The organism is Bacillota bacterium (assembly GCA_012842395.1).
GTDB lineage: Bacteria > Bacillota > SHA-98 > UBA4971 > UBA4971 > UBA6256.
In genome coordinates this window covers 1-25614 of sequence record DUSX01000004.1, presented here as the reverse complement: position 1 = coordinate 25614, position 25614 = coordinate 1, and the positions used below count along the sequence as shown (strand labels likewise).

The 25614-nt window shown below is 64.6% G+C and carries 20 protein-coding genes; all 20 read left to right on the top strand.

Annotation, left to right across the window (positions count from 1 at the left end; genetic code table 11):
- Positions 1-7 precede the first annotated feature (7 nt).
- The 20 genes from GX515_02230 to GX515_02135 all read left to right on the top strand — a co-directional run bounded on the left by GX515_02230 (position 8) and on the right by GX515_02135 (position 25378).
- Positions 8-1861 (top strand): aldehyde ferredoxin oxidoreductase family protein, encoded by a 1854-nt coding sequence (locus tag GX515_02230; GenBank protein ID HHY31830.1) that lies wholly within the window; start codon positions 8-10, stop codon positions 1859-1861.
- Between the two features lie 56 nt (positions 1862-1917).
- Positions 1918-2091 (top strand): MoaD/ThiS family protein, encoded by a 174-nt coding sequence (locus tag GX515_02225; protein HHY31829.1) that lies wholly within the window; start codon positions 1918-1920, stop codon positions 2089-2091.
- Between the two features lie 104 nt (positions 2092-2195).
- The gene (locus GX515_02220) at positions 2196-3851 is read left to right on the top strand and encodes a hypothetical protein (protein HHY31828.1); all 1656 of its coding nucleotides are present in this window, start codon (positions 2196-2198) and stop codon (positions 3849-3851) included.
- Positions 3852-3971: 120 nt separating this feature from the next.
- Positions 3972-5600 carry a polysaccharide biosynthesis protein gene (locus tag GX515_02215; protein ID HHY31827.1) on the top strand — a complete coding sequence of 543 codons (1629 nt, stop codon included), beginning with the start codon at positions 3972-3974 and terminating at the stop codon, positions 5598-5600.
- A gap of 344 nt (positions 5601-5944) precedes the next feature.
- Positions 5945-7267, top strand: a complete 1323-nt coding sequence (gene miaB, locus GX515_02210) for a tRNA (N6-isopentenyl adenosine(37)-C2)-methylthiotransferase MiaB (GenBank protein HHY31826.1) — start codon at positions 5945-5947, stop codon at positions 7265-7267.
- 11 nt (positions 7268-7278) lie between these two features.
- Positions 7279-9930 carry a DNA mismatch repair protein MutS gene (gene mutS / locus GX515_02205; protein HHY31825.1) on the top strand — a complete coding sequence of 884 codons (2652 nt, stop codon included), beginning with the start codon at positions 7279-7281 and terminating at the stop codon, positions 9928-9930.
- Positions 9927-11750 carry a DNA mismatch repair endonuclease MutL gene (mutL, locus tag GX515_02200; protein HHY31824.1) on the top strand — a complete coding sequence of 608 codons (1824 nt, stop codon included), beginning with the start codon at positions 9927-9929 and terminating at the stop codon, positions 11748-11750. Before mutS ends, mutL begins: the two co-directional genes overlap by 4 nt.
- A 96-nt stretch (positions 11751-11846) precedes the next feature.
- A complete protein-coding gene (gene miaA / locus GX515_02195; GenBank protein ID HHY31823.1) occupies positions 11847-12833 on the top strand; it encodes a tRNA (adenosine(37)-N6)-dimethylallyltransferase MiaA in 987 nt (328 codons plus the stop codon).
- A 148-nt stretch (positions 12834-12981) separates the two neighbouring features.
- A complete protein-coding gene (hfq, locus tag GX515_02190; protein HHY31822.1) occupies positions 12982-13239 on the top strand; it encodes an RNA chaperone Hfq in 258 nt (85 codons plus the stop codon).
- A gap of 353 nt (positions 13240-13592) precedes the next feature.
- Positions 13593-14396, top strand: a complete 804-nt coding sequence (locus GX515_02185; GenBank protein HHY31821.1) for a DeoR/GlpR transcriptional regulator — start codon at positions 13593-13595, stop codon at positions 14394-14396.
- A 24-nt stretch (positions 14397-14420) separates the two neighbouring features.
- The gene (locus tag GX515_02180; GenBank protein HHY31820.1) at positions 14421-15791 is read left to right on the top strand and encodes a four-carbon acid sugar kinase family protein; all 1371 of its coding nucleotides are present in this window, start codon (positions 14421-14423) and stop codon (positions 15789-15791) included.
- Between the two features lie 104 nt (positions 15792-15895).
- The gene (pdxA, locus tag GX515_02175; protein ID HHY31819.1) at positions 15896-16921 is read left to right on the top strand and encodes a 4-hydroxythreonine-4-phosphate dehydrogenase PdxA; all 1026 of its coding nucleotides are present in this window, start codon (positions 15896-15898) and stop codon (positions 16919-16921) included.
- A 76-nt stretch (positions 16922-16997) separates the two neighbouring features.
- Complete coding sequence (locus GX515_02170) at positions 16998-18374, top strand: GntP family permease (GenBank protein HHY31818.1); 1377 nt, start codon at positions 16998-17000, stop codon at positions 18372-18374.
- Positions 18375-19187: 813 nt separating this feature from the next.
- Entirely contained in the window at positions 19188-20231 is a 1044-nt protein-coding gene (locus GX515_02165; protein HHY31817.1) for an AAA family ATPase, read from the top strand.
- Positions 20232-20398: 167 nt separating this feature from the next.
- Complete coding sequence (locus GX515_02160; protein HHY31816.1) at positions 20399-21010, top strand: GTP-binding protein HSR1; 612 nt, start codon at positions 20399-20401, stop codon at positions 21008-21010.
- On the top strand, positions 20991-21602 hold the full coding sequence (locus GX515_02155; GenBank protein HHY31815.1) for a hypothetical protein: 612 nt from the start codon (positions 20991-20993) through the stop codon (positions 21600-21602). Before GX515_02160 ends, GX515_02155 begins: the two co-directional genes overlap by 20 nt.
- A complete protein-coding gene (locus GX515_02150) occupies positions 21592-21915 on the top strand; it encodes a hypothetical protein (protein HHY31814.1) in 324 nt (107 codons plus the stop codon). Before GX515_02155 ends, GX515_02150 begins: the two co-directional genes overlap by 11 nt.
- Before the next feature lie 60 nt (positions 21916-21975).
- Positions 21976-22866 (top strand): diaminopimelate epimerase, encoded by an 891-nt coding sequence (locus GX515_02145; GenBank protein ID HHY31813.1) that lies wholly within the window; start codon positions 21976-21978, stop codon positions 22864-22866.
- Complete coding sequence (locus GX515_02140; protein ID HHY31812.1) at positions 22863-24041, top strand: LL-diaminopimelate aminotransferase; 1179 nt, start codon at positions 22863-22865, stop codon at positions 24039-24041. The genes GX515_02145 and GX515_02140 overlap by 4 nt, the downstream gene beginning before the upstream one ends.
- Positions 24038-25378: a hypothetical protein gene (locus GX515_02135; protein ID HHY31811.1), complete on the top strand. Its 1341-nt coding sequence runs from the start codon at positions 24038-24040 to the stop codon at positions 25376-25378. Before GX515_02140 ends, GX515_02135 begins: the two co-directional genes overlap by 4 nt.
- The last annotated feature ends 236 nt before the right edge of the window (positions 25379-25614 follow it).

Sequence of the window (25614 nt, the reverse complement as noted above, 5' to 3'; positions counted from 1 at the left end):
GCGGACGATGCACGGATACGCGGGAAGCATCCTGAGGGTTGACTTGTCCACGGGCGTCGCTTCCGCGCAGCCGCTTGCCGAGGACCTCGTGAACGCCTACATAGGCGGCCGGGGCTTCGGCGCATACCTCGTGTACAGGGAGGTCCCACCCGGCACCGACCCGCTTGGGCCCGGCAACAAGCTAGTGGTGGCCGCGGGGCCGTTCTCCGGCGTGTTCCTGCCCAGCGGTTCAAAGACGAGTTTCTCTGCCAAGAGCCCGGCGACAGGGCTCTACGGCGACAGCAACATCGGGGGGCATCTCGCTGGTGAGCTCAAGTACGCCGGCTACGATGCGGTCGTGCTGGAAGGCAGGGCGCCCGTACCATCGTACCTATTCATTGAGGACGACAAGGTCGAGGTGCGCCCTTGCGAGAAGCTGTGGGGAATGGGCGCGATCAAGACGGAGAAGGCTCTCAAGGACGAGCTCGGGGACGAGTTTCAGATAGCCACCATCGGACCCGCGGGCGAGAACATGGTGGTTTTCGCCTGCGTGAATCACGACATCGGCCGCCAAGCCGGGCGGTGCGGCATGGGCGCGGTCATGGGCTCCAAGAACCTGAAGGCCATTGCGGTGCGGGGCACCAAGGGCGTTCCTGTGGCTGACATGTCCGCCCTGCGCAAGGTCGCAGGCGAGATGTTCTCCGCCCTCGCTGCCAACCCCGCGCTCAAAGTGTGGCAGGATCAGGGGCTGGCCCAGGTGACGACGTGGTCGAACTCCATCGGCGCGCTGCCCACACGCAATTTCCGCCAGAACTTCTACGAAAACGCCGATGCTTTGAGCGGGGAGCGCATGCGCAGCGACATCCACGTCAGAGACAAAGCATGCTTTGCGTGCCCTATGGCCACGGGCAAGTACTGCAAGGCGAGCCACAGGGGCGAGAGCGTGTTCCTCGAGGGCCCGGAGTACGAGACTACGGCCCTCATCGGCAGCAACTGCGCGCTTGGCTCCATCGAGGAGGTCGCGTACGCCAACTACATGTGCGATGAGCTCGGCCTGGACACCATTTCGGCCGGCAATGCCGTGGCCTTCACCATGGAGTGCTTCGAGCGCGGGATAATCACGAAGGAGGATACTGGCGGCATTGAAGCCCGCTTCGGGAGCCTCGAGGCGTTCGTCGAGATCGCAAAGCTCATAGCGGCGCGCCAAGGCATCGGCGCGCCCCTTTCAAGGGGCGTGAGAGCCGCCGCCGCGGCCTGGGGCGGTGGCAGCGAGGACTTCGCCATTCAGGTCAAGGGCCTGGAGTGGAGCGGATACGAATCACGTGGTGCGCCGTCCATGATGCTCGCCTACATGACGTGCGACATCGGAGCTCACCACAACCGGGCGTGGTCCGTCACCCACGACATCGCGGTCGGGCGCAACGTCATTGAAGGAAAGGCCGCGAAGGTCGTTGAGCTGCAACACGTGAGGCCGCTTTTCGATTGTCTGGGAGTGTGCCGCCTGCAGTGGGTCGAGCTTGGCCTGCCGCTGGAGTACTACGCCAGGCTGTATCCGGCGGTGACAGGGCGCGATGATACATGGGAGGACCTGCTCCTGAAGTCGGAGCGCATTTGGAACCTCGTGCGGGCGTTCGGCGTACGCGAAAGGGCTGACTTCGGCAGGGCGGACGACCAGCCGCCGCGGAGGTTCTACACCGAACCCGTTCCGGACGGACCGCTGGCAGGGTCACGCGTCACGCGTGAGGACATCGATCGGCTCCTCGATGAATACTATGATTTGCGTGGCTGGGACCGTGACGGGCGGCCCACGGTCAAGACCCTCGAAAGGCTGGGCCTCGCCGACGTTGCGGCAGAGCTCTTGGCGATGGGGCGGATATCATGAAAGTGACTGTTGAGATGTCCAAGGTCTTGGTGTCCGTGCGCCCCGGCCTCGCAGAGATGACCGAGGTCGAGCTCCCTGAAGACGCCACCGTGGGCGATGCCCTGGCTGCGGTGGGCCTACCCCAGGGTTTATGGGGGATCGTCCTGATAGGCGACAGGGTGGGCAGTGCCTCGACTAGGTTGTTCCCGGGCGACAGGGTCACCGTGTTCCCTCCGGTTTCCGGGGGATGAGTTTCATCACATCGACGTGTCGACCGACCCCGTCCGCGCATAGCATGTAATGTGTCGCCCTTTTCAGGGCGCACCACACTTTGCGCCGGGCGGGGTTGGTGCGTTTGGAGAAGCCCAAGATCACAAACGTATGGGCCACGGAGCACGCTGACCCGATATGCCGCCGGATGACTTCACGCCTGGTCATCGAGGCGACGCTTCCTATGTCGCATCGCGTTCGTGCCCCATCCCCCGGCCAGGTACGGATAGACCTCCCGGGCTGCGACCTCGCCATGGCTCCCGACACCCTGACGGTAAACGACGGGCTGCTCGTTGAAGTCACAGTGGCCGCGGATCACCTTCACCCCTCGGTCACCGTTAAGCTGGAGCACGCCTGCTCCTGGACGGTGACTCCGTGCGCGGGCGTGCCGGCGCGCCTTGTCATCGACTTCGACTGGAGCGCGGTGCGGGCCATATTCGAGGGAAGGGTCGTGGGCGTGGACCCGGGACACGGCGGGAGCGACAACGGGGAGCGCGGCCCCGTGAACTTGCTCGAGAAGAACATCACCCTCGACGTCGCCCGTGTCCTTGCGACGCGTCTCACCCTTGCTGGAGCGGCGGTTGTCATGACTCGGTCCTCTGACCAAGAGGTGCCGATGGCAAAGCGACTCAGCCAGGTAAGGGAGGCGCGGGCAGACGTCTTGGTGAGCGTTCACACGTTCGGATCGCGTGACCGCTCAGTGGGAGGCTCGCGCGCTCTTCACTTGCCAGACAGCCGCAGCGAGCGGCTGGCGAGGCATATCGCGGCCTCTCTCTCGGCGAAGTTGCCCGTTGTGTCGAGAGGTGTGGCGCGATACCCTGGAAAGCTCCCGGCTGACCCCGGGGTGCCGTGCGCGTTCATTGAGGTCGCCACCATCACGAACTGGGTGGAAGAGGGGTGGTTCCGCAGCACGACCTTCAAGGAGAGGGCCGCGTCGGCCATCATGACCGGCCTGAAACGCTACTTTGCAGAGCAGCCCCGGGAAGCACCGGCGGTCTCCGGGCCTCCGGCCGGGGCCGGGCACGTCGAAAGCGAAGCCAGACCGGGCGTGCAGAAGAGAGAGGGCTTGACGGGTCGGCACAAAGACGAGACCGTCGAGATCCCGGTGGCGGCGCATGTGATTCCCATCCGCACCCACCTCGTGGGCGAGCACGAGAGGATCACCGATGTGGTGCGCCGCTACGTGGAAGGGATCGCGCGCCCGGGCGACGTCATTGCTGTGGCAGAGAGCGTCGTGGCCATCACGCAGGGGAGGGCCGTGCTCCCCGCAGAGGTCCGCCCCAGGCCGCTTGCGCGAGTCCTCTGCAAGCTGCCCGGCAAGGACGGTAGCTTGGCTACGCCGCCCGCCATGGAGCTTGCCATACGCGAAGCGGGGGTTGGGAGAGTGCTGTTGGGGACGGCTGCGGCAGGCGTCGGGCGGCTCCTCGGGAGAAGAGGCGACTTTTTCAGGGTGGCGGGACGCTCCCTCGCTCAGATAGACGACATCGCGGGCACCATGCCACCTTATGACAAGCACGTGATTCTAGGGCCGGCGCACCCCGATGAGGTTGCACGGGAGATCCACGCGGTCACCGGGGTTGACGCCGCGGTAGTCGACGTGAACGACATCGGGTGTGTGGACGTGTTGGGCTCCACCCTCGAGGGCCGGTCCGATTGGCTCGTGCGGGCTCTCGCACACAATCCGTTCGGAAACGACGATCAACAGACGCCGATAGTCGTGGTGAGGCCACGAGGCCGGTAACGGCGAAGGTGCGGCTCGACGCACGCATGGGTGCCCCGGCGGCCCCGCGCACAGGCGCACGTGGCCAAGCGGCGAACTCGAGGCATGACCGCGGTCTCTGCATCATAGTACGGTACCATCATGAAGTCCGAGTCTTTTTTGAAAGGCACCGCCATCCTCGTAGCTGCCGCCGTGGTCACGAAGGCGTTCGGGGCCCTCTTCACTATACCCCTCGCCCGGCTCATCGGAGCCGAGGGCGTTGGCCTCCTCCACATGGCCTCTCCGGTCTTCGTCATGGCTCTCGTGCTGTGCACGTCCGGCCTCCCGGTCGCCGCCTCCAAACTCGTCGCGGAGCGTGTGGCCCGACGTGACCACCGGGGCGCGAGACAGGTCCTCCAGGTGTGCCTCGGGTTCGTCATCCCCATCGCGCTCGCGCTTTCCGGAGCCCTCTACGCGAGCGCGGGCTTCCTTGCCGCGACCGTCGTCAAAGACCCCAGGGCGTACTTCGCGATGAGATGGCTGTCTCCCGCCCTTCTCATAAGCCCCATCGCAGGCGCGCTGCGCGGGTACTTCCAAGGCTATCGCACCATGATACCCACGGCGGCCTCGCAGGTGGCCGAGCAAGTCGTGCGGGTCGTAGCGGGCCTCGCCTTCGCATACGCTCTCGTCCCGAGGGGCGTTCAGTGGGCAGCCGCAGGCGCGGCGGCGGGTAGCTGGGCCGGTGCCGCGGCCGGCCTTTGCGTGTTGGCGGCCTTTTACTTCACGGCGTGTGGGGAACAGGCGCGTTCCTCGCCCGCCCGGGGAGCTTTCGAGCTCGCGAAAAGCCACGCCCGCGTCCAGCGCAGCGGCCCAGGGGCGACCCTGTGCCAGCTGCTTTCCCTTGCTGGACCAGCCACCCTGGGTGCACTCGTCCTCCCCTTGCTCGAGGCCATCAACGCTGTAGTGGTGCCCGCCCGCCTCCAGCAAGCGGGGCACGCTGTGGCTGAGGCCACCAGGCTGTACGGCCATCTCGAGGTGATGGCGCTCGGGCTCGTGGCCCTGCCGGGGGTGGTCACGGTTGCGGTCGCCACGAGCCTCGTCCCCCAGGTGGCGGCGGCCGACGCGTGCGGCGAAGTGCAGAGATCGAGACGTCTCGCCCGCCAGGCGCTGCGCAGCGCGTTCGTCATAGGACTTCCGGCCGCCGCTGGGCTCGCGGTGCTCCCGACGCAGTTGTGCTCGCTCCTTTTCAAAGACCCGGCGGGCGGGACGCCTCTCTCGGCCATGGCGTTCTCGTCGCTCTTCTTTTGCCTGCAACAAACCACGGCGGGTGTCCTCAATGGCTACGGGAGGGTCCTCGTGCCGGCCAGAAACGGCCTCATCGGCGCGGCCGTGGCAGGAGGGGTCAACTACGTTCTCACCGCCATGCCCGAGTTCGGGATCAGGGGAGCTGCCCTTGGCACAGGTCTCGCGTTTGTTGTGGCCGGAACCCTCAACACGGCTGCAGTGGCCAGGGCGAGCGGCGATGGCTGGAGGCTCCTTGCCGTCGGGTGGCGAGCCCTCGCCGGATGCATAGTCATGGTTCCTGTGGTCACGTGCGTGTACCAGTCCTGCCTTGCCTACTCCTACGACAACTCCCTATCAACCGTCGCGGCTGTCGTGGCCGGAGCCATCGTGTACGCCGTCGTCCTCACCGTGCTGGGCGAGTTCGCGTACCGGGAGGTTGCGGCGGTTCCGCTCGTCGGTCGCGATCTCGCCGATGCGTTGCGGAGAGCAGGCTTGCTGCGAAAGTGACCGCAACACCTTCTTCAAGAGCGCAACAGCGTCCCACGGTTCTCCCCGTTACGAATATATGTTAGAATTGGGTTGGTGCGCGGGACGCACCATAGTCCTTGCGAGCCGTCTGAGCACGGCCGTTTCGTGCGCCGAATTCGAGCGAGGCTCGCCGCACGCCGCGGGCGCGCCGCCCCCGCGAGCGCGCCGCCGGCAGAGCCAGCCGCCGGGGACATCGCCGACCCCAGGCGGGAGCCCAGGCAGGGCTCGCGCGCCGATACACGCCGATACAAGACAAGCTATGACGCGCGCCTCAGGTGATGTGCGCAGACTTAGGTGTAAAGGGTGGTCTAGAGAGCAGCGCCATGCGGAAGTACTTCGTGCAAACCTTCGGGTGCCAGATGAACGAGCACGACTCCGAGGTGATCGCCGGAATCCTCGAAGACCGCGGGTACGTTCCAGCTAGCACGGTCGAGGAAGCCGATTTAGTCATCTTCAACACATGCTGTGTGCGGGAGAATCCCGAGAGGAAGGTCTACGGGCGAGTGGCCGACCTCAAGCGCCTCAAACGCGCGAATCCCGACCTCATCATCGGCATCTGCGGGTGTATGGTGCAGCAGGACGGCGAGGCGGAGCGCATAGCTTCGAAGCTGCCCCATGTGGACCTGGTCTTCGGCACGATGAACCTTCACCGTTTGCCCGAGCTCCTCGACAAGGTGGAGGCCGGCCAGAGGGTGGTGGAGGTCTGGGACGAAGAAGGCGGCATAGTTGAACACCTCCCCATGCGCCGCGCGGACGCCGTATCCGCGTGGGTCACCATAATGTACGGCTGCAACAACTTCTGCACGTACTGCATCGTTCCGTACGTCCGTGGCCGCGAGAGGAGTCGCAGGTTCGAGGATATAGTTGACGAGGTCAGGAGCCTGGGGAGGGCTGGCTACCGCGAGGTCGTCCTCCTGGGCCAAAACGTCAATTCGTACGGGCACGACCTCGAAGATGGCCGCGACTTCGCCGATCTCTTGCGGGCGCTCGACGGGACGCCAGGCATATACAGGATTCGTTTCACCACGAGCCACCCAAGGGATTTCTCTCAAAAGCTCATTGACACGATAGCCGACTGCCGGACGGTTTGCGAGCACTTCCACCTGCCCCTCCAGGCTGGGTCGGACAGGGTTCTTTCTCGTATGAACCGCGGATACACGCGGGCTCAGTACACGGACCTGGTCAGGCGCATCCGGGAGGCCGTCCCAGGCTGTTCGATAACCACCGACCTCATAGTGGGCTTTCCGGGCGAAACCGAGGAGGACTTCCTCGAGACCCTTGAGGTGGTCCGCGAGGTCCGCTTCGACTCGGCGTTCACCTTCGTTTTCTCCCCCCGCCGAGGCACCGCCGCCGCCCGCATGGACGACCAGGTCCCGGAGGACGTGAAGAGCGACAGGATCCAGCGACTCATCAAGGTGCAGGACGCGATAACGCTCGAGATAAACAAGGCCCTCGCAGGCAAGATCGTGGAGGTTCTCGTGGAAGGGGAGAGCAAGACCAACCCCTCTATGCTTGCCGGGCGGACGCGCACCAACAAGCTCGTGATATTCCCGCGCGATGACCGCGCGCGCAAGGGCACCCTCGTCAAGGTGAGGATAACCGAGCCCCATGCCTGGACGCAGATGGGCGAGGTGGTGGACGCTTGACCATCACCCCGATGCTTCAGCAGTACCAGGCTATAAAAGCGAAGTACCGCGACGCGATACTCATGTTCAGGCTCGGCGACTTCTACGAGATGTTCAACGAGGACGCCGAGATAGCGTCGAGGGTGCTCGACATAACGCTGACGTCTCGCGAGACGGGCAAGGGCAACAGGATGCCCATGTGCGGCGTGCCGTACCACGCGGCGCAGGCTTACATCGCGCGCCTCGTGGATAGCGGCTACAAGGTTGCGGTGTGCGACCAGATGGAGGTGCCGGGCCCAGGGCGCCAGATCGTGAGGCGCGAGGTCACCCGGGTGGTTACGCCCGGCACGGTGACCGACCCGGAGTTCCTGGACGCCAAGTCCAACAACTATCTTGCCGCGGTCGCCGTCCGGGGCCGCGCCGTAGGGCTGGCCGTGACTGACGTGTCGACCGGGGAGTTCTCCGTCACCGAGGCCGCGGGCCAGCGCGCGCAAGACGCGATCCTTGCCGAAATGGCAAGGATCGCACCGAGGGAATGCCTTGTGCCGCCCGACGCGGCCAAGGATGCTCGCCTGATGGAGGGCCTCTCGAGACTGGAAGGCATCTCGCTCACACGGTGTGACGACGTTCCAGGGGCGGGGTCGCCGTCGCTCGCGGCGAAGGCGGTCGAGGAGCAGTTCGGTTCGACCACGCTCGAGTCGTCGGGTGCGCGCGAGTACCCGGTGGGCCTTCAAGCCGCGGGGCTGGTCCTGCTTTATCTGCGCGAGACGCAGATGACGTCGCTCGGTCACATCAGGAGCCTCAAGGCGTACTCCTGCGGCGACTCAATGGGGCTTGACCCTGAATCCAGACGAAGCCTGGAGGTGTCAGACCCTATCCGCCAGCGCTCCCGCGGGCCCACGCTCCTCAGCGTACTGGACCGCACGGTAACGCCCATGGGCGCGCGGCTCATCCGAAGGTGGCTGGAGAGGCCCTCCCAAGACATTGCAGAGATCAACCGAAGGCTCGACGCGGTCGAGGAGCTGGTGGGGGATGTCATCGCCCGGGCCGAGCTGCGGCAGGCGCTCGCCGCCGTGCGCGACGTGGAAAGGCTCGCCACGCGGGTCTCGACGTCCGCCGCAGGTGCACGCGACCTGGTTGCGCTCGCCGAGTCCTTCGCGGCCATCCCTGAGATCCGGAGCCTTCTTGTGCGCGCGCGGTGCGCCGCCCTCCGCGAGCTGGGGGCGAGGCTCGGCGACCTTTCAGACGTCCGCCAGCTCATCATGGAGGCTATCTGCGACGATCCACCCGCCGCCGTGACGGAAGGCGGCATAATCCGCAGCGGGTACAATGAGCACCTCGACGAGCTGCGGAGGACGAGCGAGAGGAGCCGGGAGTTCCTCGCCACGCTCGAGACGACTGAGAGAGAGCGAACGGGCATCAAGTCCCTGAAGGTCGGGTACAACCAGGTGTTCGGGTACTACATAGAAGTGACCCGGCCAAACCTTCACCTCGTGCCAACGGAGTGGGTAAGGAAGCAGACCCTCTCCGGGGCGGAGCGTTTCGTCACTCCGGAGCTCAAAGAGCACGAGGCCATCATCTTGAAGGCGAAGGACCATATGTCCCGCCTCGAGTACGAGTTGTTCTGCGAGGTCCGCGCGCGCGTGGCCGCCGAGACCGCAAGGATCCAGGAAGCCGCAAGGGCCCTCGCCGAAGCTGATGTGCTCGCGGGCCTGGCCGAGGTCGCGGCGGCTCGAGGATACGTGCGGCCCACGGTGTACGAGGGCGCGAGGCTCGAGATCGTAGGCGCCCGCCACCCGGTAGTGGAAACGACCATACCAGCGGGCGCGTTCGTTCCCAATAGCGTGGTCCTTGATCCTAATGACTGCCAGATAATGGTGCTCACCGGGCCCAACATGGCTGGCAAGAGCACTTTCGGCAAGTCAGTGCTCCTCATCGTCCTCATGGCGCACATCGGAAGCTTCGTGCCCGCCACGTCGGCGCGCATCCCGCTCACCGATAGAATAGCGGTCCGGGCGGGGTCGAGCGAGGAGATCGCCTCGGGGAAGTCCACGTTCATGGTGGAGCTTCTCCAGACCGCCGCGATCCTGGCGCAGGCGACCGAGAAGACTCTCATATTCATCGACGAGCTTGGAAGAGGCACCAGCACCTACGACGGGATGGCCATCGCCCAGGCGGTCATCGAGTACCTCCACAACAGGGTCGGCGCGAAGACGATATTCACCACCCATTTCCATGAATTGACCGAGCTCGAGGAGAGGCTGCCGCGTGTGAGGAACTTCCGCGTGGAGGCCGAGGAGCGCGACGGCGAGGTCGTGTTCCTCTTCAGACTCGCGCCGGGCGGGTGCGACAAGAGCTACGGCATAAACGTCGCGCGGATGGCCGGCATGCCCGCGGAGATAGTGCGGCGGGCCGGCGCGATACTGCGAGACCTCGAAAGGCGCAGCCCCTCGAGACCGCAGCAGATGAGCCTGCTCGCCATGTTGATGGAGACGGACGAGCGGGATGTGCCAGGCGCGCCAGACCAGGCGACGGCGCGCGCGGAGGCGTGCGCGACCTGCGCGCGGAATGGGATCGTCGCCGAGCTCAGGGCGCTCGACGTGGACAGGATGACGCCCATCGAGGCACTTCAGAAGCTGGCCGAGGTCAAAGCGAGGTTATCTGAAAGGGACGAGGACCTGTGAGCCTGGGACGAGACGACACCACCATTACGTTGCTCGACGAGGAGACCATCAACAAGATCGCTGCGGGCGAGGTGATAGAGCGCCCCGCGTCGGTCGTGAAGGAGCTCGTCGAGAACTCCATCGATGCGGGAGCGTCCGCCATAACCATCGAGCTCCGGGGCGCACCAGGCGAGTTCATCAGGGTGAGTGATGACGGTTCGGGAATGACTAGGGGCGACGCAAAGGCGGCGTTCCTCCGGCACGCGACGAGCAAGATCCGCCGGGCGGACGATCTCCAAAACGTGCGAACGATGGGGTTCAGGGGAGAGGCCCTCGCAAGCATTGCGGCGGTGGCGCGCGTGGAGCTCGTGACCAGGCGCGAGGTCGACCAGGTCGGCACGAGGGTCGTGTACGAAGGCGGGAGCCTCGTGCAGGTTGAGGACGCGCCCTCGCCCGCGGGCACCGCCGTAACCTGCCGTGATCTCTTCTTCAATACACCCGCGAGACGAAAATTCCAAAGGCGCCCCGCGACGGAACTCGACCACATCCGCGACACCGTGGCTAGAGTCGCGCTGGCCTGGCCGGGCGTGAGGTTTCGGTTGGTTCAGGACGGACGGGACTTGCTCCTTGCCCAGGGACAGCCCGGCGGCGACAGGCGGGCGGCGATCGCCTCCCTGTACGGAGCGACCCTCGCAAAAGCTTTGCTGCCGCTCGTGGCCGGCACCGGTCGCACCAGCATCGAAGGGTTCATATCACCCCCAGATCTCTCCCGCGCCAACCGGGACATGCAGCACGTATTCGTAAATGGAAGGCCCGTGTCGGCCCCCGCTGTGGCGCGAGCAATAGAGAATGCATACGCCCGGAGGCTGCCTCCGGGCCGGTACCCAGTGGTGTTTCTTTGGATCTCCACCGACCCGGCTTCGGTCGACGTGAACGTTCATCCGGCCAAACGAGAGGTGAGATTCTCCGCGGGCCATGAGGTGTTCCAGCTTGCCGCGCAGGCCGCGGCGTCAGCGCTCCACTCATCCGCTGCAGTCCCAAACCTCGGCCGAAGGCTCGGGCCTGACCCGCGGGGAGACGGCGCAGCGCTAGACCGTCATGCGGCCCCCACCTGGACCGTGAGGGACGGGCCGGGAGCGTACGGCTACCGCGCCGGTCATCCCGCCGGCCTTGAGGTGGAGCTGGGCGAGGCAGAGGGGGGCGTGGTCTCGCCACAGGCGTCGCGCGCAGTGGGCACCGCCGGGCCCAGGACGCGCTTCGTCCCGCTCGGGGTGTTCATGAACACGTACATACTCGCGGCCGACGATGGCGACCTTGTGATAATCGATCAACATGCAGCGCACGAGCGAATCTTGTATGAGGCGGTCCTCGCGGGGCTTTCAACTGGGGCTCCGGAGGTCCAGACACTCATCCCGACGACTCTGGAGCTGTCGCCGCGCGTGGAGTCCCGCGTGTGCGCAATGCTTGAGGAGCTTTCGAGGCTCGGTTTCCTTCTGGAGCCCTTCGGGCAGTCGGCGCTCATCCTCCGTGGGGTCCCGGCCGTGCTTGGTTCCCTGCGCGGGGCACGCGACGTCGCGGATGTCGTTCGTGAGTCACTCGAGGCGTGCTTTGGAGCCCCCGAGGACGACGCGTACAAGGGCATCGATCTGGTCGCGCGCGTGGCGGCCGAGGTTGCGTGCAAGGCGGCGGTGAAGGCGAATCACGCCCTTGAGGCGCCCGAGATAGACAGGCTCCTCGCGGACCTCGCAAAGGCGAGCGATCCATACTCGTGCCCACACGGGCGCCCAACGATCCTCAGGATCGGCAAGGGTGAAATTGAACGGGCGTTCAGGAGAGTGTGAGGCGCGGGGCCCTGCCTCCCAGGCAGGCGCCTGTGCCGGGCGAGCTTGCCCTGGAGGTTGTGGAAAGCTGCGGGAGGACCACGGAAGAGGGGACGTATGAAAGAAGCAAGACACGGCGAACGAAGGACGCGGAGGTGCCCCGAGATCCTTGTCGTCATTGTCGGTCCTACGGCGGTCGGCAAGACGGACGTTTCCATCGAGGCGGCGGCGAGGCTCGGGGGCGAGATAGTGTCGTGTGACTCCATGCAGGTGTACAGGTACATGGACATCGGCACGGCGAAGCCCGGACCGTCGGAACGCGCACGAGTTCCGCATCACCTCATCGATGTGGTCGATCCGGATGAAGCGTTCAACGTGGCACGCTTCCAGGAGCTGGCGCAGGCTGCCATCGACGACATCGCTGCCCGCGGAAAGATCCCATTCCTCGTAGGCGGCACGGGCCTCTACGTGAGGGCCGTGGTCGACGGGTTCCTGTTCCCATGGGAGGGCGCTTCCCCGGAATTGCGCAGGAAACTTGAGGACGAGGCCGCAGCCCAGGGGGTGCCTGCCCTTCACGCGAGGCTCGCAGAGGTAGATCCGGCGGCCGCCCGCCGGATACACCCGAACGACGCGCGCCGCATAATCCGCGCCCTCGAAGTCTACGCCACGACGGGGCGGCCCATCTCCGAGATGTGGCGGAGGGCGGGGGAGGGAAAGATGCGCGTGGACAGGCTCGTGATGCTGGGGCTGGTCCGCGAGAGGGAGGTCCTCTACGAGCGCATAGAACGGCGGTGTGATGCCATGGTGAGGCAAGGGCTCGTGGAGGAGACCCGCTGTTTGTTGGAACGTGGATACGAGTGCGCTCTTACCGCGCGACAGGCGCTGGGCTACAAGGAGATCGTTGAGCACCTGCGGGGTAGGTGCTCGCTTGAAGAAGCCGTGGAGGCGATCAAGCGGAACACCAGGCGGTACGCGAAGCGACAGCTCACCTGGTTCCGTGCTGACCCGCGAATAGAATGGATCGACATGGGATGCCCGCCGTCGGTGAGCGAGGCGGCGACCTGCGTCCTTGCGCTGGTCAAAGGAAAACTCGCGGCGATGTAGAAGGTGTTTTCGTGCGACCGCACGCAGCGGGGCGCGCCTCGTGGCGTACGCTTCAGCCTGCATATGCCGGTGCACAGTGACGACGACAAGGACGCGGGGCGCGGCCGGCCGGAAGCGGCCGCCCGGAACAGGAAGGATGGGAGAGCACATGGGCAGGCAGTCCCAGAGTCTTCAGGACGTGTTCCTGAACGCCGTAAGGCGCCAGGAGATCCCGGTCACCATATACCTCGTCAACGGGTATCAGATGAAAGGCCTGGTAAAGGGCTTCGACAGCTTCACGGTGATCTTGTCAGACGGCACCCGGCAGGATCTCATTTACAAACACGCCATCTCTACCATCACGCCCTTGCGTCCCGTGTCATCTCTCTCGCAGCCCGAACGCGGGGCCGACCCGAAGAACGCTTGACCTCGTGTCCCGCAGCGCATCCGCGACCTCACGATCCGCGCCCGAGCCCCAGCCGCTTTGGCACACAAGCAGCCTGATAGCCGACGGCTTTCAGCCCCCCAGCGTTCCTCGCGGCGCCACACGCATGGCGTGAACGCGCCCCAGTCCGGTGGGACGTGGCCTTCTGCACCCCGGTTTCCTCGCCCGAGAGCCTGCCAAAGCCATACCATATGATCTCACAGACTCCGGCAGGAGTTTTATAGCGCCCATCGAATAGTAATATTGCGATCACAAACGCACAACATGACACATATGACTGTCTAGACTTTCTCAGAGGAGCACGGGGCTTCTCTCCCACGGAGGTTCGATGACCAGTGCTGTCTAGTGAAAGACAAGCGTTCATCGCCGAATACATCAATTCCCGTGGCGCCGTCGGAGTCGACGAGATAGCCACAAAGTTCGGGGTCTCCCGAATGACCGTCCGCCGCGACTTGAAGGCGCTGGAAGACTCGGGGATGATTGTAAGGGTCCGCGGGGGGGCGATGCTGCGGAGCGGGGTTACGCGCGACATACCCTATCTTTCCAAGGCGAGTTCCCTGCCGGAAGAGAAGGCGATGATCGCCGAAGCCGCGCTGGCGTTGATCTCCGAGGGAGATGCGATCATCCTTGACGCCGGATCGACCACATTTGCGCTGGCAAAGAGGCTTCACGCGTTCCGAGACCTCACGGTAGTCACCAATGACCTCAAGATCGCGGCTGAACTTGCGGACTCGCGAGGTATCAGGGTGATCTGCACCGGCGGCGAAGTCCAGCGCAGCGTGTACAACATGATGGGCCCTGTGGCGGAACGCATGATCGGCTCGCTGCATGTGGACGCCGCGTTTATCGGTTGCGACGCCATCGACCCCGAGAGCGGCGTCATGACTCGCAACATAAACAAAGTCCCCGTGAAGAGAGCCATGATCCGTGCGGGGTCGAAACGTGTGGTCCTCGCGGACCATAGCAAGTTCGGGGTGCGGGTCTTCGCCCAGATCTGCGCCATCGACGAGTTGAGCGCGGTGGTGACCGACGACGAGACTGACGCTGCCGTGATCCAGGCCATCGAGGATCTCGGGGTGCGCGTTGTCAGGCCTGGACACACCGCCTGCCCCGACCCGCCCGGAAACGAAGCCAGGTAGGGACCACATAGAGGTGAAGCTGCAATGGTCAAGCTCTTCGCTGTCGCCGACGACCTCACCGGGGCAAACGCCACCGGAGCCCTCCTCACCCTTCAAGGCCTGCGCGTCGCCACGTTGAGACCTGAAGGGCTTGGAAAGCTCCCGGCGTTGTCCGAGTACGATGCGGTGATCGTCTCTTCCAACAGCCGTGCGCTGCCGGCGGACGAAGCGTACGCACGAGTCCGCGCGTGCTTCAGCAGCTTCGCCCGGATGGCGGGCGAGGGCGCGTCACACTTCAGCAAGAGGATAGACACTACACTCCGAGGCAACGTAGCCGTCGAGATCGATGCAGCGCTGGACGAGCTGACCGACGCGGAGCTGGCGGTGGTGGTTCCCGCCTTTCCAAAGTCGGACCGTATCACCGTTGGCGGTTACCAGCTGGTCGACGGCGTGCCCCTCGAGAAGACGTCCGTGGCGCGCGATCCGCGCACGCCTGTCTCGCAATCCCACGTCCCGACCCTCATCCAGGATGGTACACGCCGCAAGGTCGCAAGCATCCCGCTGGGTGATGTCTTGCGCGGCTCGGAACGTGTCCTCGAGCGTCTCTCCGAGGCCCGCTCGTCTGGCGCGAAGATAGTGGTGGTCGATGCCGCGACCGACGATGAGATCGATGTGATCGCGAGCGCCGTATCACGCCTTCCCTTTCAGGTGTTGTTGGTTGACCCCGGCGCGTTCACGGCCTCGGTCGTGCTGGCATCCCGTGAAGTCGCTCCGCCCACCGACGTGACGCCCGTTTCCGGGCCGGTGCGAGGGCAGGGACGCGTGGCGCTCGTAGTCGTGGGTAGCGCGACCCCGCTCACGCGCGCCCAGATAAAACGCCTAGCGGAAACGCTGCCTACCGTGACGGTGCCGGTGAACGCCAGGGCTCTCGCCGTCGGAGACCCTCTCTCCTTCGACAGCGTAGTCGCGCAGGCCACAGCGAAGGTGCTCGACGCCATATCGGCGAGAGGACCGCAGGACGTGGCGATCATTGTCACATCGTCCTCTTCCCAGGAGGATACCCTCGATTTGGCCTCCCTGGACAGGGAGATGGACCGGGCCGCTGGCACGGCGGCCACGAACCTCGCCTCCGGCCTTGGCCGCATTGCGAGGACGGCTCTCGAGAGCTCGAGGGGCGCAGTGTGCGGGTTATATGTGACAGGGGGCGATACCACGCTTGCCGTCCTCGAGGAGGTAGGCGCCGCTGGCATCGAGATCAACACGGAAGTGCTGCCCCTCGCCGCCTCCGGAACCCTCATCGGCGGACGACACGAGGGCCTGAGACTCGTCACCAAAGGCGGCCTCGTTGGAGGGGAGGATGCCGCGGTCCGGTGCGTCCGCCACCTCCTCGAGCATGGCGGTGAGAGCAGGGAATGAGCTCGTGCTGCCGTTTGTGCGCGTGGCTCCGTCGGGCCTCTGTGTGAATCGAGCCTTGGCACAGAGACTCTGATGGACACTTTGACGAGAGGGATGATTTGCACATGGCTATTCAACCGACATCAGGCGAGAAGCCCATGGTAGGGATAACCATGGGGGACCCGGCGGGCGTGGGGCCGGAGATCGTGGTCAAGGCCCTCGCCAGTGGCGAGCTATATGATGTGTGCCGACCCGTGGTCATCGGCGTGCCCGCTTTTCTCGAGCGGGCGGCCTCCATCGTGGGGGCGCGCGTGCGGCTAAACACAGTCGAGGCGCCAGCTCAAGGCTGTTTCAGGCCGGGGACTATCGACGTGGTGGCGCCCCTCCGAGGCGGGGCCGCACCACCCACGGTTGAGTTCGGCAAGGTCCAGGCTGGCGCGGGCGAGATAGCGTACGAGTGCATCAAGCTGTCCGTTGAGCTCGGCCTCGCCAAGGCCATCGACGCTGTGGCCACCGCTCCGATAAACAAGGAGTCGATCAGGGCCGCAGGAATACCGTTCATAGGGCACACCGAGATGTACACGACGATGACAGGCGCTCCATTCGCTCTCACCATGTTCACCGTGAGAAACCTCCGCGTGTTCTTCCTCACGCGTCACCTCCCGCTCATCGATGCGATCCGTGCGGTCACAAAGGAGCGGGTGCATGAGGCCCTGAGACAAATCGCGAACGCCATGGCTGACCTAGGGTTCTCGCGGCCGAGGATCGCGGTCGCAGGGCTCAACCCGCACTCTGGTGAGGGCGGTCTTTTCGGCGATGAAGAGGTGCGAGAGATCTCTCCCGCGATTGAGCTCGCACGGGCGGATGGCATAGACGCAGTCGGCCCGATAGGCGCTGATTCAGTGTTCCACCTGGGCCTAGAGGGCAAGTGGGACGCCATCCTGTCCCTCTACCACGACCAGGGTCACATAGCAACCAAGACGCTGGATTTCGAGAGGACCATCAGCGTTACCCTGGGTCTGCCATTCCTTCGGACATCAGTCGACCACGGGACCGCATTTGACATAGCGGGTCGAGGCGTGGCCAGCGCTGTCAGCATGGAGGAGGCGATACGGGTAGCTGCACGGTATTCACGGGCGAAAAGGGCGTAAGCGGGGAAGGACGTCAGAACGCTGAGACAAGCAGACTTTTGGCCTCACGAGAGTTCAGCCCGAGGAGGGAATATGTATGCCTTCGGGAACCCAGATGATTGTCGGTCTCATCATCGGCGTTGCTGCGTTGGTCTATCTCATTTTGCGGACGAAGATCCACGCGTTTCTCGCCCTTATCATCGCCGCTGCACTGGTGGGCCTCATCGGCGGGATGGGTCCCAAGGACGTGGCAACGGCGATCACCACCGGCTTCGGCAACACCCTTGCTAGCATAGGCATCGTCATCGGTTTCGGCGTGATGATGGGCCGAGTGCTCGAGGTGTCTGGAGCGGCAGAGAGAATGGCCAAGACTTTCTTGAGGTACTTGGGCCGTGACAAGGAAGAGTGGGCCCTGGCGGCGACGGGTTACGTCGTCTCCATCCCCATCTTCTGCGATTCCGGCTTCGTGATCCTGGCACCCATCGCGAAAGCCCTTTCCAGCCGCACAGGCAAATCTGTGGTAGCCCTCGGGGTGTCGCTTGCGGTAGGGCTCGTCGCAACTCACCACGCCGTGCCGCCGACTCCGGGTCCACTGGCGGTGGCGGGCATCTTCGGAGTGGACGTCGGCCTGATGATCCTGTGGGGGCTCGTCTTCGCGGCGCCGGTCACCATCGCGGGAGTCATATACGCCAAGTGGCTCGGACGCAGGATAGTGCAGGTGCCGACCCCGGATGGTCTCGGCTGGCAGCGTCTTCCCGCCGGATCCAAGCCCGCCCAAGTCGCGGAGACCGTGGCGGCAAGCGACGACGAGGCACGGCTGCCGGGGACTGCCATCTCCTTTGCCCCCGTCGTGGTCCCGGTCATCCTGATCCTTCTCAATACAGTCTTGACCGCAGCCAAGGCCGCCGGTCCGGTGGCAAACTTCCTCGTTTTCCTGGGTAACCCCGTGATAGCGGTGGCGATCGGACTCATCATCGCGGTTTATGGTCTGATGGGCCAGGCCCCTCGCAAGGACGTGCTCAGGCGGTGCGAGGAAGGAGTGGCCTCGGCTGGGATCATCATCTTGGTGACCGGCGCAGGCGGGTCGCTCGGCCAGGTCCTCAGGTCCAGCGGCGTAGGCGACTTCATAGCCCAACAGATCGCGAACTCAGGGTTGCCGGCTGTGATCCTCCCGTTTGCCGTTGCGACCCTGGTGCGGCTGGTCCAGGGAAGCGGCACCGTCGCCATGATCACCTCTGCGTCCATAACAGCGCCTATCCTGGCCAACCTGAACGTCAACCCGGTGCTGGCGGCGCAGGCTGCCGCGATGGGCGCCATGGTTCTCTCCTACTTCAACGACAGTTACTTCTGGGTAGTCAATAGGCTCCTAGGCATCGAAGATGTCAAGGAGCAGATAATGACGTGGTCTGTGCCCACGACGATCGGCTGGGCCGTGTCGTTCCTCACGATAGTCGTTGCAAGCTTCTTCTTCTAGGCGTTGCGTCCAGACGACCTGGCCGCCCGTTTACGCCCAATTCGCGTTTGGCTGAAGCGCGAGGCGAGGTCGCGTCTTTGCCTTGGACCTCGCTAGCCCTAAGTACAGCGCCATGAGTTTTCATCCCCCTTCTTGAGGGCGCTGGGGTTGTCGATGCTTGCACGACGGGGCGTGGAGAAGTCGGCAGGCTTGCGCGCCGAATTCGAACGACGTATGCCGCAAGCGCGCCGTCCGCGGAGGGCAACGCCGTGAGCCCTACCTAGGCACGACCGCCTCGCCGGAAAGTGACGCGGACTTTTGGCGACATACTTAGGCACCCGCTGGCGCACGGCCTCGATCCACGATCCACGCCTGCCCGGGCGAGCGCGACGGCCATGAGCTCGAGCGCGGACGCGCCCGAAGACTGGCGGGAGGGCCCCTTACCCAGGGCCCTCCCGCGCTTGCGCTTGCGGCCCTCGTTGGCGGCGCAGTGCCGCTCGGGAATCGCCGTCTTCCGGCATCATGCTCTTCGCGCCCGCGCGTATTCCACCATGCATCGCAACGGCCCGCTCGAACGTCTGCCACGGTTTCGGGACGGCCGGACTGGATTCTGACGCCCCTCGTGCGGTCACACACCGGCAACCGCTCACCATAGTTCGGAAGCGCCCTTGCCCCTCTGCTTAGCGACCTCGCCAAGGAGGCGGAGGCGATCCTGCACCTCCAACGAGTGCACCGCATACGCTATATGGTCAGACCTGAGCGCACCTCCACCTAGCACACCGGAAAGAGAGAGACGAAGACCCATGGCACCACGCCAAGAGGTGGTAAACTGGCATGCTTGCTCTCGAGCCCAAAAACCCGGACTTCGTCCTTGCCGGCATTGAAGAGGGGAAACTCACCCCCGCGGAAGCGCTCCGGCTCCTCAAGTGCGCGGGCGAGCACGGTCGGGAAGGATCCGCCGTGCGGCAACGAAGCGCAGGAGAAGCGGCCACCTTCCCCGGCGCGGGCACGGACCCCGCCGCGGGCGGACCGGGACCGGGCAGCGCAGGCCCGGCCGGGGCGGACTGGCGCCTGAAGGAGGCGCTTGCGGAGCTCGATGCCCTCATCGGCCTCGACAAGGTGAAGGCCCTGGTGCGCGAGATCGTCGCGTACGTCAGAATCCAGCAGATCCGTGCCGCGCGCCAGCTAACGTGCGAACCCCTCGTCCTCCACATGATATTCAGCGGTAACCCCGGAACGGGCAAGACCACGTGCGCACGCCTGTTCGGCAAGATCTTCCGGGAGATGGGCGTGCTTGAGAAGGGGCACCTCGTGGAGAGGGAGCGGGCGGACCTCGTGGGAGAGTATATCGGGCACACCGCGCAGAAGACACGCGAGCAGATTAAGAAAGCCCTCGGCGGAATACTGTTTATCGATGAAGCGTACTCGCTGGCGCGCGGAGGCGAGAAGGACTTCGGCAAGGAAGCCATCGATACCCTGGTAAAGGGCATGGAGGACTTCAGGGACAGGTTCATTGTCATACTCGCCGGCTACCGCGACGAGATGACGACCTTCATCAACGCAAACCCTGGGATAAAATCGCGCTTCCCGATCCACATAGAGTTTCCCGACTACACCACCGAGGAGCTCTTGCGCATAGCCGACCTCATGCTGAAGAAGAGGGACTATCGCCTCGACGTGGCTGCCCGCGCGAGGCTGGAAGCCATTCTAAGCAGAAGGACCGGCCCGGGAAACGAGCACTCGGGGAACGCCAGGCTCGTGCGTAACCTGATCGAACGAGCGATCAGGCGCCAAGCGCTACGTCTGGTAGAAAAGCCGAACCTGTCGCGCGAAGAACTCATGATCATCCGAAGGGAAGACATCGCCGACGACTTCTGAGCTCGCTGCCCCGTCGTGCAAACACCGGCAACCCTAGCGCCCTCAAGAAAAGAGACGAAAACTTGCGGCGCCATACTTAGCCATCCGATAGGACCTGATAGGACAGAAAAGCGACATGCGCTTGCGCTGCCGCGCGGGACCGGCTAGCAGGGAGACAACGTACAAGAATGAAGCGCTGCGTGGTCGTGGGCAGGCCGAACGTGGGCAAAACCCTCCTCGTCCTACGTCTTGCGGAGCACCTCAAGGTCCGGACCGTCGAGGTCGCGTTTTGTGAGCCGCACGGGCGCAGGGAGTCGAAGACATACCCCCTCGATGCCGCTATTCGTGAGTTAGTCGGGCAGAATCCGCACCAAACCAGGTGCCTGCAATCGATAGTGGTTGCGGTCCCGGCGGCAAAGGGACGCAAGGTTGTGGAGATCGTGGACACCACGGGGCTGGTTGACTACATACACGAGAACCCCCAGGTCCGAAAGGCCATGGCCCAGACTTTGGAGGTGTTGCGTCCCGCTGATCTCATTATCCATGTGATCGACGCGGCCGAGGCCGGACGCGACGGGCGGGCCGACCCTCCCGTTGGAACTATCGACCGGCAGCTCGCCGATTTCGCGGGCTCCAGGGGAGGGTACTTCATAGTGGCGAACAAGATGGACCTTCCGGGTGCGTCGCACGGCCTTGCCCGACTTCGACGTCTCTTCTCGGCCTATACCGTCATCCCGGTTTCGGCCGCTGCGAAAACTGGCTTACAGGAGGTGAAGCGGCATGTTCTCCGCAATCTCTGAATTCCTTGTGGACCTCCTGGCGGTCGCCCTAGCAGGCGCCGCTATCAAGCTCACGGACGACTACCTCGATTATGAAGCCGACATCGCCCAGGGCAGGCCATCGCTGCTACACGTGATGGGCAGGGGCGCCGTTCTCTACTCCTTGGTCTTCGCGCTTACAAGCTGCGGCATAAACCTGCGCCTCGGGGCGCCGCTGGTTCTCGGGGCCTACCTCGTGGGAATGCTCAAGAACCCCGGCGAGATGCTGCCACTGGGCCTTCCCGCGTGGATGGAGTCGGCCCTCGTCGCAGTAGCAACGTTGCTGCTTTTCGGGTGGAGAGCCACCTCCGTTTCGGTTCTGCTGATGGTGGCCGTGCAGATCGGCGACGACCTTCAGGACCTTGCGTCGGACCGGGCCCTTGGCCGCGCCAACCTCGCCCGCCGGCTCGGCCGGGGCCAGAGCATCCTGCTGTGCCTCGTGGCGCTTCTCGCTGCCATGGTTGTCGACCGTCGAACGACTATCCTCGTCTGCCTGTGCACCCCCCTTATCGAGGCCTTGAGCCGCATGGCCGGGGACGCTGGGGTCGGAGGGGGCGACGCGGGTGTCGGTTGACGGCTGGGTCTTGCTCATAGCAGTGGCTTTCCTTCTGGGATACATAGTGGGCCACAGGCACGGCCGCGTGGAGGGATTCAGGGATGGCGCGGTGTTTGCCCCCATCGAGATGCGACGCGTATCCCTGGAGCGCGGAAGGTGCATCATATGTGGAACGGGGACGGGGGCTGGGACGAGCTCCGGCCAAGCCGTGGGCGGCGCAGCTCCAGCTCCGCCGGCGACGGCGCCGGCGGCAAGGCCTCAAGACGGCCGCAACACGTCAGGAAACGAGGGTGTGAGCGCAAGCAGGAGATCGTCACCGGAGCGCGAATAAAGGCCGAGTAACGAAGCGAGTCGAGTGCCTCGCGAAGGAGACGAAGGAGACGAAGATGCGATGGCCGGGTCCGGCGCGACGAAGACCGCATTCGTGAAGATGCACGGTATCGGAAACGATTTTGTCATTTTCGATCTCACAACGCCTGGCGCACCCATCGACCTGGACGCGACCCGGTGGGGCGACGCGGCACGCAGGCTGTGCGACAGGCACAAAGGCGTGGGCGCGGACGGGATCGTTCTCATTTTGCCGTCGGAGCGCGCGGACGTCCGGATGCGCATTTTCAACAGCGACGGGAGCGAGGCCGAGATGTGCGGCAACGCATCCCGCTGCGTGGCCGTGTACGCGCGCGGCGCCGGGCTGGTTTCGGGTCCGACCGTCTCGATAGAAGCCAGGAAAGCGTGCGTGCGCGCAGAGGTCGTGGAGGCCGGGGAATTCGCGGGCCAGGTCCGGGTGGACATGGGCCTCCCAAGCTTCCGTCCGGAGGATGTCCCCGTGCTGGCAGCGGGTTCGGCCGTCGTGGGCAGGAGCGACGTCCTCACCGTAGCGGACTTCGAGATCACCTGCGTTTCCATGGGAAATCCGCATTGCGTGATATTCGTGCCTGACGTGGCTGGCGTCGACCTGGACCGCCTCGGCCCGGCCATCGAACACGACCCTGCTTTCCCAAACAGGACCAACGTGGAATTCGTGCAGGTAAACGGCGCAAACGACCTCATCGTCCGCGTGTGGGAGAGGGGCGCCGGGGCGACGCTCGCATGCGGCACGGGAGCGTGCGCGTCCCTCGTTGCTGCTGCGGAACGCGGGTATTCCGCGAGGTCAGCGCGGGTGCACCTGCCGGGTGGGACTCTCTTCATCGAATGGAGCCGTGACGGCCACGTGTTAATGACCGGGCCCGCGACACGAGTATTCAGCGGAATCATCGACGACATCGAGGAGTGGTTGAAGTGAAGATTCATGAAGCGCGACGGATCTCAAACCTGCCGCCCTACCTCTTCGCCGAGGTCGAGCGTGAAATAGCCCGTGCCCGCGAGCGTGGGGTGGACGTCATCAGCCTCGGCATCGGCGACCCCGATTTCCCGACGCCCGGGCATGTGGTAGCAAAGCTCAAGGAGGCCGTGGACGACCCGGCCAACCACCGCTACCCGAGTTATGAAGGGCTGCGCGAGTACCGGGTAGCAGTGGCGGAGTGGTACAAACGCAGGTTCAACGTGGACCTCGATCCGGACACGGAGGTCGTGTCGCTCATCGGCTCCAAGGAGGGCATAGCCCACATTCCGTGGTGCTTCATCGACCCCGGAGACGTCGCCCTCGTGCCTGACCCGGGATACCCGGTTTACGCAACGGGCGTGCTCCTCGCAGGCGGAGATGCATTTCCCATGAGGCTGGGCCCCGAGACGCGCTGGCTGCCCGACCTGGAGTCTATCCCACGGGACGTCAGAGCCAAGGCCAAGTTGATGTTCATTAACTACCCCAATAACCCCACCGCCGCAACGGTCGACGGGACCCGGTTCTTCGAGTCCGTAGTGGAGTTTGCGAAAGAGAACTCTATCATCGTGTGCCACGACGCAGCGTACAGCGAGATCACTTTTGACGGCTACGTGGCCCCGAGCTTCCTCCAAGTGCCGGGCGCCAAGGAGGTTGGAATCGAGTTTCACTCTCTCTCGAAGACCTACAACATGACAGGCTGGCGTATCGGCTGGGCGGCGGGCTGCAAGGATGTCATCGAGGCGCTCGGCAGGCTGAAGACGAATATCGACTCCGGGATATTCCAAGCGATCCAGTATGCCGCGATAGCCGCGCTTGAAACGTCGCCGGAGCACTTCAGCCAGGTCCTGCCGGCGTACGCGAGCCGCCGCGAGAAGATCGTCGCTGCCCTAAACCGGCTCGGGTGGAGCCTCGAGTTACCGAAGGGGACGTTCTATGTCTGGGCACCCGTCCCGGAGGGGTACACGTCGATAAGCTTTTCCAAATACGTGCTGGAGAAGGCGGGCGTGTTCCTGACCCCCGGAGTGGGGTACGGGTCCGCAGGCGAGGGTTATTTCAGGATATCCGTGACCATCAGCGACGCGAGGCTAGAAGAGGCCATATCCAGGCTGGAAGATGCGGGAGTCCGGTTCTCATGACAACATATGGGGAAGGCAGGGACGTTGACGATACGAACGCATTCGACGACGCGGCCGCATTCGGCCTCGACATCGACCCGGCCCTGTTGGACTTGTTCCGCGAGGCCGAGGAGTCGTGCAGCCGGGACCTCAAGGCCGTGGACGCCCTTGCCGCGCGCAACATCGCACGGGTGTTGCGCGCGTTCAGGGAAGTGGGTGTAAGCGACCAGTCATTCGCCGATACCACTGGATACGGTTACGATGATCCCGGCAGAGAGGCGGCGGAGGCCGTCTTCGCGAGGGTGTTCGGGGCCGATGCGGCCATCGTCAGGCATCAAATAGTCTCCGGCACCCACGCACTCTCCCTCTGTCTCTTCGGCCTACTCCTTCCAGGAGAAGAGGTCCTGTTCGCCACCGGCGAGCCCTATGACACGCTTCGGGACGTGCTGGGTATGGGGCGGGTCGCTCCGGGGTCTTGCGCCGAGCTCGGGATAACGTGGCGAATCGTGGCCCGCGGGAGGGAAGACGGACAGAACCAGGCCCTTGACGTGGACAAGGTACTCCGTGCCATGGGCCCCCGAACCAAGGTGGTGTTCGTCCAGCGCTCCCGGGGATACGCGTGGCAGTCATCGGTGTCGGTGAGCGAGATCGAGCGCCTCACGCGTGCAGTCAAGCAAGAGAAGCCGGGCGTCATCGTGGTCGTTGACAACTGTTACGGCGAGTTCACCGAAGACCGGGAGCCAACCGCAGCAGGCGCGGACGCCGTCGCGGGCTCGCTCATCAAGAACCCCGGCGGGGGCGTCGCGCCGGCAGGCGGCTACGTGGTCGGAAGGCGTGACATCATCGAGCGCGTCGCGGCCCGGCTCACGGCCCCGGGCGTGGGAGCCGCTGTCGGACCGGGCTTGGGCCTATCACGCCTGATCCTTCAGGGGTTCTTCCTTGCTCCGGCGGTCGTGGCCGAGTCGCTCGCAGGCACGTGCGTCGCTTCCCAGGTCTTCCGGATGCTCGGCTATCCCACGCTGCCCGGGCCGACTGAAGTCCGGTCGGACACCGTGCTCGCCGTGAGAATGTTCACCGAAGAGAGGTTGCTCGCTTTCTGCCGGGGTTTTCATCTTGCAAGCCCCGTCAACGCCAAGTACGTTCCGGAGCCGAGCCCCCTGCCAGGCTATGTTGACAAGGTCGTTATGGCCGGGGGGACGTTCGTTCAGGGATCGTCCTCAGAGCTGACGGTGGACGCGCCGCTTCGCGCGCCGTACGTGGCGTACATTCAGGGAGGGCTGTCCAGGCACCACGTGAAGCTCGCGATCCTTGCCGGGCTCTCGGCACTGTCGCGGAGAGGGCTTCTGAGGCCCGCTTAGGGGGAGATCGCGCACGCTTTGACCCGCAGCGGCCGTGGACGAATTGCGCAGATTCCCTTGACTTTGGGGCGTGATCTGCTAAAATTGCGTTGATCGGGCTAGTCACCGGTCGGAAGGGAGAGATCTGGAAGGGAGGCGGGACTTTGGATGGCAAACACTTTGGGGCGTCATATCCTGTGCGAGGCGTACGAGTGTGACCCTGAGGTGCTTGACAACATCGAAGCCGTTCGGGAGAT

Bases quoted from the DNA above. Each gene is read 5' to 3' on its own strand.
- GX515_02155 (HHY31815.1), top strand. From the start codon at position 20,991: ATGTTCTCCGCAATCTCTGAATTCCTTGTGGACCTCCTGGCGGTCGCC.
- miaA (HHY31823.1), top strand. From the start codon at position 11,847: ATGAAAGAAGCAAGACACGGCGAACGAAGGACGCGGAGGTGCCCCGAG.
- GX515_02225 (HHY31829.1), top strand. From the start codon at position 1,918: ATGACCGAGGTCGAGCTCCCTGAAGACGCCACCGTGGGCGATGCCCTG.
- mutS (HHY31825.1), top strand. From the start codon at position 7,279: ATGCTTCAGCAGTACCAGGCTATAAAAGCGAAGTACCGCGACGCGATA.
- miaB (HHY31826.1), top strand. From the start codon at position 5,945: ATGCGGAAGTACTTCGTGCAAACCTTCGGGTGCCAGATGAACGAGCAC.
- GX515_02135 (HHY31811.1), top strand. From the start codon at position 24,038: ATGACAACATATGGGGAAGGCAGGGACGTTGACGATACGAACGCATTC.
- GX515_02230 (HHY31830.1), top strand. From the start codon at position 8: ATGCACGGATACGCGGGAAGCATCCTGAGGGTTGACTTGTCCACGGGC.
- GX515_02160 (HHY31816.1), top strand. From the start codon at position 20,399: ATGAAGCGCTGCGTGGTCGTGGGCAGGCCGAACGTGGGCAAAACCCTC.
- GX515_02145 (HHY31813.1), top strand. From the start codon at position 21,976: ATGGCCGGGTCCGGCGCGACGAAGACCGCATTCGTGAAGATGCACGGT.
- GX515_02180 (HHY31820.1), top strand. From the start codon at position 14,421: ATGGTCAAGCTCTTCGCTGTCGCCGACGACCTCACCGGGGCAAACGCC.
- GX515_02170 (HHY31818.1), top strand. From the start codon at position 16,998: ATGCCTTCGGGAACCCAGATGATTGTCGGTCTCATCATCGGCGTTGCT.
- GX515_02215 (HHY31827.1), top strand. From the start codon at position 3,972: ATGAAGTCCGAGTCTTTTTTGAAAGGCACCGCCATCCTCGTAGCTGCC.
- hfq (HHY31822.1), top strand. From the start codon at position 12,982: ATGGGCAGGCAGTCCCAGAGTCTTCAGGACGTGTTCCTGAACGCCGTA.
- GX515_02165 (HHY31817.1), top strand. From the start codon at position 19,188: ATGCTTGCTCTCGAGCCCAAAAACCCGGACTTCGTCCTTGCCGGCATT.
- pdxA (HHY31819.1), top strand. From the start codon at position 15,896: ATGGCTATTCAACCGACATCAGGCGAGAAGCCCATGGTAGGGATAACC.